This window comes from Microcystis sp. M_QC_C_20170808_M9Col, assembly GCF_007095495.1.
Taxonomy (GTDB): domain Bacteria; phylum Cyanobacteriota; class Cyanobacteriia; order Cyanobacteriales; family Microcystaceae; genus Microcystis; species Microcystis aeruginosa.
The window spans coordinates 1-8,442 of record NZ_SFBZ01000225.1; the positions used below are offsets into that span (position 1 = coordinate 1).

Below are 8,442 nucleotides of genomic sequence, written 5' to 3' on the forward strand. Positions count from 1 at the left end.
GGCTCGATCCAATAAACGCTTGGGGAGAGAATACCTCTACTTTTTCAGAAGCAATTCTGTCTAAGCAAGTAATCTCTGTGAACCAAGAATCCCCGTCTCTTTAGAGCGGGGAGTGTCAAAATACCAACCCCTGATTTCTGAACGAGTACGGAGGGAGTCGAACCCCCGACACCCAGGACCGGAACCTGGTGCTCTATCCTCTGAGCTACGTACCCACAATAAAATACTATTATATTATACCACTAGCCGACGCAGTAGAGCAGAAATTTCTATGACTAGCGATCGCCCTTTAAAACTACTGATCAGTAACGATGACGGCATTTCCGCCCTAGGAGTCCGCACCCTCGCTAACACCCTCGCTACTGCGGGCCATCAAGTCACCGTAGTTTGTCCCGACGGCGAGCGCTCTGCTACCGGTCATGGCTTAACCTTACACCATCCCATCCGGGCCGAACAGGTGGAAGGAATTTTTCATCCCGATGTGATTGCTTGGTCCTGCTCGGGAACTCCCGCCGATTCGGTGAAATTTGCCCTTAGTGCCGTCCTCAAAGAGCGTCCCGATTTAGTTTTAGCTGGCATTAACCACGGGTCTAATCTCGGCACCGATATCCTCTATTCTGGCACGGTTTCCGCAGCCCTGGAGGGCTTAATCGAGGGTATTCCCAGTATTGCTTTTAGTCTGGCTAGTTTTAAAGCCTGTGATTTCCAACCGGCCGCCGATTTTGCCCTCACTTTAGTCAGGAAAGTTGCCCTTAACCCTTTTCCTCTTCCCACTTTACTCAATGTGAACGTCCCTCCGGTTAGTAGTGGCGAAATCAAGGGGGTGAAAATCACTAGGCAAGGATTGCGACGCTACGAAGAAACCTTCGAGAAAAGACTGGATCCTAGGGGTAAAAGTTATTACTGGTTAATTGGGGAAGTGGTGGAAGATATCGAACAACCGGACTATACCCATTTACCCCCGGAAGTGCCTACGGATGTGCGCGCTATTGGCGAGAATTTTATCACCATCACGCCCCTACAATACAATTTAACTGATGTGCAGGGGTTTCAACATTTGCACCGGAATTCTTGGTTTGATTGAGGATCATCTCATGATATTCTGATTCAATCATTAGCGTTTGAGAGCCTATGTCCCCTCAATTTAATTTTCAAGAAAACGAACTCGAAGAAGCGGATATCATAACCCTCTGGGATGAGCAAGGTCGATCGCTGGACTGTTATATTGAGAACGCCTATGAAACCGATGATCTCACCTATATGCTTCTTGTCCCCGTGGATACCCCGGTGATGATTCTAGCTTGGGATGAGGAATCGGAGGAAGAAGAATCTGATGCCTTCTTAATCGAAGATAGCGAGGAAATCGAGCGGATTTTCGCCGATGCTAAGGCAGTGTTAGCAGAATTAGACCTATTGCTCAAATCCACTGCCCACACCTTGACTGTTAGTGGTGAATTACCGCCCCTAGAAGAAGATAATGTTCTCAGTTTAGAAATTGATGGCGATGAACCCTCCTCGTCATCAGAGCCGGAAGAATTGCAATTTCTCGCCAGTTTCTTTTCGGAAGACCAAAAATACTCGATTTACAGTCCCCTAGCTCCTTTGTTATTCTTAGCCGTCGGTGATGCGGAAGGGAAAGTTGAATTAGTTTCCCCCGATGATGACGGTATGGGACCAATTCTAGAGGAACTTTTGTTTGATGAACTCGAATAATTACACGGTTTTACCAAATCCGCCTGGCAAAATTTTTGATAAATCTAGTGACAGTATATCTTTCGGGATTTTATAAGTAAAGAGAGGGGCAAGCGGAACCCATCCGCTAAATCTTTGCTGCCATCCCGATATTTTATGGATAAAGAGACTCGATTCGCCATTTTAGTCATTGGCATCCCCTTTCTAGGACTAGCTTACTGTGGCTTGATTTTTGCCGTGATGATTTATTGGGTCTGGGGCCGGGAACATCCCGTAACCATGGCCACTTTTTTTGTCCTTGCTCCTTCTTTGATTTCTGGTTCTATTTGGCTGTTAGCTTCCTATAAAGCCCGCCAAAAGCAGCGTTTGGGGTTATAGTTGAATGTAGAGGCCGATGGCATTCGTCCAAAAAGAATCAATAGGATAAAAAATGACCGCTTACATTTAAAAACGTATGATTAAATTTTTATCATCGACTGTCCTGATTGCCGCACAACTAACAGCGATCGCGCCTAGTGCTGTCTCCCAACCTTAGACACTAACAGGCTCGATCGAGGTTTGGGAAGGGTTGCGAGTACTTACTTCTGTGCCTTCTGGTCAACGCTGGCAATACGGTAATCTTTGTGCAACTGATCGAGCTTTTAAAGATATCTATGATGGGCAGTCAGTCGTGATTAGAAATGCTAACGATACCATAGTGGCAATCGGTAAACTAGGAGAAGGGAGATTTAATCAAAGTCAAGATTCTTCGTTGTGGACTTGCACATTTAAATTTTCCGTACCTAATGTACCAGAATCACCTTTTGACACTATATCGGTCGGGGGAAGAAAACCGCTCGCCTTAACCCTTGAAGACCTAAAAGCAAGGAACTGGATTTTAGAATTTACATTAAGTCTTTAGTGTCAACCCCAGCCTAAACGATGGCGATCGCTGTCAGGGATTGGGGAAAAAACCAAAAAGTTTAGCTGCCCCTCCTAAAATGGCGACAACTAGGGCGATAAAAATCCCCCGGTTGGTAAATTCCTGATAAGCAACCCCTGTCGTTAGTCCTTTAATTTCTGTAGTTAGTCGCTCATCTAAGGCTTTAATGTCCCCTCTGATCTCCGATTGTCCTATTTCTACTTTGGTTAACCGTTCATCGATTTTGTCGAATTTTTGATTGACATCTCTTTGTAGGGAGTCTATTTTCCCCTCGATCCTTGTCAGAACAGCTTCTAGGGAATAAGTAACGGTTTCGTTAGCCATTTTCTGTCTCCTATATTTTCTTTAATTGCGATCGCTCGCGAGATTGGGGATACCTAGATAGGGTTGGCTGAATAATGGTAAAACCCTTTTAAAATAAGGCTTTTGACCTGTTAAAATCCGATGTTCATGCTGCGAAAATCCGATTGGGACTCTCAAAAACCTTGCATTATCCCTCTCATAGTACATAAATTGGTACAAAAAAAAGAGGGCAACAAAGCCTGAAACGACCAGCTACTGACTCCTGACTTTTGACTCCTGACTCCTAACCCCACCAACAAACTTTTTCAGCAAACCCTAGGTAAGAATCAGAGCAGCACAAGGCTGACATTTAGGGGCTGGGCGCGATAGGATGAAAAAGTGCTAGATAAAAACTCCTCTCCCTTAGAGTCCTTAGTTGCGGGTCACTGGTTCAAGCTCATCTGTGGAGCCAGTTACCAAGATTTGCCCACGATTCGCAACCTCGCTTTGACCTATACTATCGCCGGGGCCGATTGTATTGATGTGGCCGCCGACCGGGCCGTGATTGTTGCGGCCAAAGAAGGCATCGAAACCGCCGCAAAAATCGCTGGATTATCTCCCAATCGACGACCTTGGTTGATGGTCAGTCTCAATGACGGTGAAGATCCCCACTTTCGTAAAGCTGTCTTTAACCCGCAACTCTGTCCGGTCGATTGTCCCCGTCCCTGCGAAAAAATCTGTCCCGCTTATGCTATCGATAGGGGAGGAGTGATTGAGCAGCGCTGTTATGGTTGCGGTCGCTGCTTACCCGTTTGTCCCAGGCAAATAATCGAGACAAAATCCCGTGTCTGTCAACCCCAAGAAATTATCCCCTTAATTATCGAAATGGGAGTCGATGCGATCGAAATTCATACCCAAGTCGGTCATGGAGAGGAATTTGCTCGACTCTGGCCAGCGATCGCAACTGTCAGTAAAAACCTAAAAATCCTCGCCATAAGTTGCCAAGATCATGAATATATCATTGATTACCTCCACTATCTGCGAGAAACTATTTCACCCCTAAGCTGTCCTCTGATTTGGCAGACTGACGGCCGACCGATGAGCGGCGATATCGGCAAAGGAACCACCCACCCGGCCATTAACATGGCCAAAAAAGTCCTCTGTGCCAATCTAGCCGGATTTGTGCAGTTAGCTGGGGGGACCAATGACCATACCGTGACCAAATTACAGCAACTGGGACTGAGAGAAAAAATCGCTGGTATTGCCTATGGAAGTTACGCCCGTTCATTGATTTTGCCAATTTTAGAGCATTTAGACCAGCCTAACCTTGAAAATGACCCCCAAGCCTACCAAGAAGCCGTTAAAGCCGCTTCTATTCTCGTTGCTCAATTGAAAGCCTAGCCTTGGTCAAAAAACTATAATATTTTTTTAATTGACAACTAACCCCTAAATGTGTTAGACCCCAAGAAAATCTTGGCAATAAAAACAGCCAATTATCGCCAAAACCCTTTACTATTAATGCCAGAAACCCTACCCTCCTCTCGGATGCCAGTGACCGACGATTTAAACAAACTCTTGGCAATTCTACCCGCTCGGATTCGCGGCAAAATCGAGGAACACCCGCGGCAGCATCAACTGATCGAAGTAGTTATGGATTTGGGACGCATACCAGAAGCGCGTTTTCCCGATGGGGCGATCGATCTGGGGGACGAACCGATCTCAAAAGAAGAAATCCAGTATTCGATCGCCAGGGTGGGCAGTTTTAGCGGCGATAATCGCGCCGGGATTGAACGCACCCTGCACCGCATCAGTGCCATTCGCAATCGAGACGGGGAAATTATCGGTTTAACCTGTCGTATCGGTCGGGCCGTTTTCGGTACGATCACCCTGATTAACGACCTAGTGGAAACGGGTAAATCCCTGCTGCTGCTCGGTCGTCCGGGGGTAGGGAAAACCACCGCTCTCCGGGAAATAGCCCGAGTTTTAGCCGACGACCTCAATAAACGGGTAGTGATTATCGACACCTCCAACGAAATCGCCGGGGATGGAGATATTCCCCATCCGGCCATCGGTCGCGCTCGTCGGATGCAGGTGGCCCGTCCGGAATTGCAGCATCAAGTCATGATCGAAGCGGTGGAAAACCATATGCCGGAGGTGATCGTGATTGATGAGATCGGTACGGAATTAGAAGCTCTAGCCGCTCGTACGATCGCCGAACGCGGGGTGCAGTTAGTGGGAACCGCCCACGGCAATCAATTGGAAAATTTAATTAAAAATCCGACTTTATCGGATTTAGTTGGGGGAATTCAGGCAGTAACTCTCGGAGACGAAGAAGCGCGCCGCCGGGGTTCTCAGAAGACCGTTTTAGAACGCAAAGCACCGCCCACCTTTGACATTGCCATCGAAATGTTGGAACGTCAGCGCTGGGTCATCCACGAGGACGTATCCACCACGATCGACCAACTGCTGCGGGGACGGGAAGCAATTGCCCAAATCCGTTGGGTAGATGAGGAGGGGAAAGTACAGGTCGCTCAGGAAGAACCAAAACCGGAAAACCTCACCCCTTTGCGCGGCAATTATCTGCCGGAAATGGATAAACCCAAGGGATGGCGGGCCGATGGCCGGATGACTCCCGTGGCCCGTTTCGGTGCAGGCGGACTCAACCGGGAAAACGATTTCGATCGCCTCCTCGAACAATCCTGGCTGCAGGAAGAACCGGAAACGGAAAAAGTCCGCGTCCCCGGTCCCAATGGCGAAGATTGGCCGGTTTATGTCTATCCCTACGGAGTCAGTCGCGCCCCGATCGAACAGGTAGTACAGGCCCTAGATTTGCCGATCGTTTTGACCAAAGATTTACAGGAGGCCGACGCAGTGCTGGCCCTGCGTTCCCACGTTAAAAATCAGTCAAAATTGCGGCAAATTGCCAAAGTAAGACAAATTCCCATCCACGGCATCAAATCCAATACCCTGCCCCAAATTTCTCGCGGTTTAAAGCGGATTTTGGGCATTGATGACCCGATGAATCAGGAAGGTGCGGATATGCGTTTATTTGCCCGCAGCGGTAGCGATGACGAGATCGAAGCTTTGGAGGAGGCCCGGTTAGCGGTGGAACAAATCGTTATTCCCACTGGCCAACCGGTGGAGTTACTGCCGCGATCGGCGAAAGTGCGGAAAATGCAACACGAATTAGTGGAACATTACCGTCTCCAATCCGATAGCTTCGGAGAGGAACCGAATCGCCGTATTCGCATCTATCCAGCTTAGGAGTCGGGAATTTGAAGCGACGCACGCTAATTATTATGGGTACGGGGGCGGCGATCGGTGCGGTGGCCGTCCGGATTATCAATGCTTTGGCTGAATACCAAGATTTACCCGCTACTTAGGGCTGGCTGAATAAATCTAAAAACCTTGTTGGATAATATCTTTAGACTTTTTGTCAATCAAAAAGTACCCGCCCTGGGAGTGATCGGGGGGGAAAATTCCGGTACTTTTTCCCTGAAAATTAGGTAACTGACCACCTGAAAATCGGTAAAACCCACACCCTGCCCCCAGGAAAAACTTTTTGCCGCAAACCCTAAATATAACTTAACTCAGTAAAAAAGACTTATTCGGATGGACAAGAAAGCCTTTTTTCAGCGCTTCTCGTCCTAATAACATCCGAAAACCCATGACATCGCGATTAGTTAAAGTTAATTCGATCGCCCATTGACGACCACCAAGTAATACGCTTGTTCTAATAACAGGACGTAGTTGACTTTGACCACCGGAATTTTTTACCTGTCGCCATTCGAGGATTTCTGCGGTGGTGGTGACAGTGTGGTGACTATCTTTTTGGTAGGGATGAACTTGAAAGCGCAGCCAATTGCGATCGCCATCCAGAAAAGGGTGGAGATGAAAAGCGTGTAGGGCCGAGGAGCGAGCGCCTGTATCAATCTTGGCTTTAATTTTGGTAATGCCTAAATCAGGTAAATCGAGCCATTCTCGCCAACCGATGATGATTTTATCGGGTTTCATCCGTCTATTTAGTTTTTTCTTCTTCAATCTCCCGCTGCATTTGGGCGATTTCTTCGGGAGTCATCGCTTCCAGACGTTTTTTAAAGACGGCATCTTCGTAATCCTTGCGCTGTTGGCCGTAGGTCATATTATCGGTGGCGACTCGAAACAGATAGGTAAAAATCCAACCGATGACACCACCCACCAACACCGCTTGACTCCAAATTCCCGCCGAAGCACTATCTAAACCGGTTTTTTGTAGGATAATGTAGAGGATGCCGCCCATAGCAAACATCCCTATACCGATCCCGATGACATCAATGCGTCTCATGGGTTTTTTTGGGTTGATAACTTAAGCTTTTAGGGTACGACGTTGGGGACGGAAGTTAAGGAAAGGACTTAACAACAGCATACCGGGGAAGAAAAAGCTCATCAGAAAGTACATAAACCCTCTTTCCCAAGAAGATGCCACATACCAGCGCGTATTGAGGTAGTAGTAGATAACGGCGGGAATGACGAGCAAATACAAGACACTGAGAGATAGGTAGATCAGGGCGATGATAATGGTTTCTTGCGTCAGAATTGATTGCATAAGGATTGATTTTTCTCAATGGCTGTCGGTGAACGGCAATTCACCTGCTGATTATTTTACCCCCTCTTTCCCCCTTTGTGGCGATCGAATTGGCGGGCTAAAATAATTTACTGAAAATACTCTTGCCAATTAAATTATTTGTGATATGATAAAAAATTGTCGGTTAAATAACGGGGGCGTGGCGGAATGGTAGACGCTACGGACTTAAAATCCGTTGAGCCTTATAAGCTCGTGAGAGTTCGAGTCTCTCTGCCCCCATCGATCGAAGTCTATATTTAAACTGAGTATTGGTAATTTTAGTACAAATGCCCAAACTGCCTCTCCTTGCCCCTAGGAAAAACTTTTTCAGCCAGCCCTATCTAAAATATCCAATAATTCTAGGGGATGATGAATGAGATGATCGGGGTTAAATTGAGTGAGAATTTGAGGGGAATTAAAGCCCCAAGCGACGGCCACCACTTGCACTCGACTTTTTTGGGCAGCAGTGATATCTCTAGTTTCATCGCCGACATAAATCATTTCATCGAGACAGAATTTATTTTCTCGAATCAGGCGATCGATAATTTTGTGTTTGCCGAATAAAGGCGTTCCCGAATAGATAAAATCAAATAAATTTAAGAGTTGATTATTTGCTAAAAATATGGTGACGTTTTCCTTGGTATTAGAAGTTATTATTCCTAATCTATAGCCTCTTTCTTTAAGAGTGGCGAGGCAGTGATGCCAGCCATGGAAAGGTTTCAGACATTCAATTTGTTTATTTAATTCCCGTTTAACTCGATAGAGTAAAAAAGGGATTTTAACGGGGGAAACTTGGGATTGTTTAATAATTTCTTGGGAACTAAGGCTGACTGACGGACACAAGTGGGTCAAAACCTGACAAGACAAGGGTTGCCAAAAAGAAAAATATCTGGGTAGATAGGGAAAAAGCAAGAATCCCTACAAGATGAAAACCGAGAACAGA

Annotated in this window: 10 protein-coding genes, 2 tRNA genes and 1 pseudogene; 7 read left to right on the top strand and 6 right to left on the bottom strand. The window is 46.6% G+C overall.

From position 1 onward, the window contains the following. Positions 1-142: 142 nt before the first annotated feature. Positions 143-215, bottom strand: a tRNA-Arg gene (locus EWV68_RS13150). Positions 216-271: 56 nt separating this feature from the next. Between EWV68_RS13150 and surE the strand changes: the two genes are divergently transcribed. From surE to EWV68_RS13170, 4 genes are all read left to right on the top strand, one after another. Beyond that, positions 272-1,084 carry a 5'/3'-nucleotidase SurE gene (gene surE / locus EWV68_RS13155; protein WP_125730866.1) on the top strand — a complete coding sequence of 271 codons (813 nt, stop codon included), beginning with the start codon at positions 272-274 and terminating at the stop codon, positions 1,082-1,084. Positions 1,085-1,131: 47 nt separating this feature from the next. After that, positions 1,132-1,713 carry a DUF3727 domain-containing protein gene (locus tag EWV68_RS13160; RefSeq protein ID WP_061432293.1) on the top strand — a complete coding sequence of 194 codons (582 nt, stop codon included), beginning with the start codon at positions 1,132-1,134 and terminating at the stop codon, positions 1,711-1,713. A 135-nt stretch (positions 1,714-1,848) separates the two neighbouring features. Beyond that, positions 1,849-2,070 (top strand): hypothetical protein, encoded by a 222-nt coding sequence (locus tag EWV68_RS13165; RefSeq protein WP_002759686.1) that lies wholly within the window; start codon positions 1,849-1,851, stop codon positions 2,068-2,070. A gap of 190 nt (positions 2,071-2,260) precedes the next feature. Further along, complete coding sequence (locus EWV68_RS13170; RefSeq protein ID WP_260324508.1) at positions 2,261-2,593, top strand: hypothetical protein; 333 nt, start codon at positions 2,261-2,263, stop codon at positions 2,591-2,593. A gap of 33 nt (positions 2,594-2,626) precedes the next feature. Here EWV68_RS13170 and EWV68_RS13175 read toward each other — a convergent pair whose 3' ends face one another. Next, positions 2,627-2,938: a hypothetical protein gene (locus EWV68_RS13175; RefSeq protein WP_002795891.1), complete on the bottom strand. Its 312-nt coding sequence runs from the start codon at positions 2,936-2,938 to the stop codon at positions 2,627-2,629. Positions 2,939-3,295: 357 nt separating this feature from the next. Here EWV68_RS13175 and ldpA point away from each other — a divergent pair, with 357 nt between their 5' ends. After that, complete coding sequence (gene ldpA / locus EWV68_RS13180; RefSeq protein ID WP_287170041.1) at positions 3,296-4,297, top strand: circadian clock protein LdpA; 1,002 nt, start codon at positions 3,296-3,298, stop codon at positions 4,295-4,297. 117 nt (positions 4,298-4,414) lie between these two features. Next, entirely contained in the window at positions 4,415-6,160 is a 1,746-nt protein-coding gene (locus tag EWV68_RS13185; protein WP_502705773.1) for a R3H domain-containing nucleic acid-binding protein, read from the top strand. A 321-nt stretch (positions 6,161-6,481) separates the two neighbouring features. On the opposite strand, the gene EWV68_RS13190 is transcribed toward EWV68_RS13185, so the two are convergent. From EWV68_RS13190 to ndhL, 3 genes are read right to left on the bottom strand one after another with little or no spacing between them, the layout of a single operon-like run. Next, the gene (locus tag EWV68_RS13190) at positions 6,482-6,910 is read right to left on the bottom strand and encodes an ATP-dependent zinc protease family protein (RefSeq protein WP_002795887.1); all 429 of its coding nucleotides are present in this window, start codon (positions 6,908-6,910) and stop codon (positions 6,482-6,484) included. Between the two features lie 4 nt (positions 6,911-6,914). Further along, positions 6,915-7,220, bottom strand: a complete 306-nt coding sequence (locus tag EWV68_RS13195; RefSeq protein WP_002751981.1) for a DUF3007 family protein — start codon at positions 7,218-7,220, stop codon at positions 6,915-6,917. Between the two features lie 21 nt (positions 7,221-7,241). Continuing rightward, on the bottom strand, positions 7,242-7,481 hold the full coding sequence (ndhL, locus tag EWV68_RS13200) for an NAD(P)H-quinone oxidoreductase subunit L (protein WP_002732218.1): 240 nt from the start codon (positions 7,479-7,481) through the stop codon (positions 7,242-7,244). Between the two features lie 172 nt (positions 7,482-7,653). On the opposite strand from ndhL, the gene EWV68_RS13205 reads away from it, so the two are divergent. After that, a tRNA-Leu gene (locus EWV68_RS13205) sits at positions 7,654-7,739 on the top strand. 87 nt (positions 7,740-7,826) lie between these two features. Here EWV68_RS13205 and EWV68_RS13210 read toward each other — a convergent pair. Further along, a pseudogene (locus EWV68_RS13210) lies at positions 7,827-8,327 on the bottom strand (HAD-IA family hydrolase); the annotation flags it as partial. Positions 8,328-8,442: the final 115 nt, after the last annotated feature.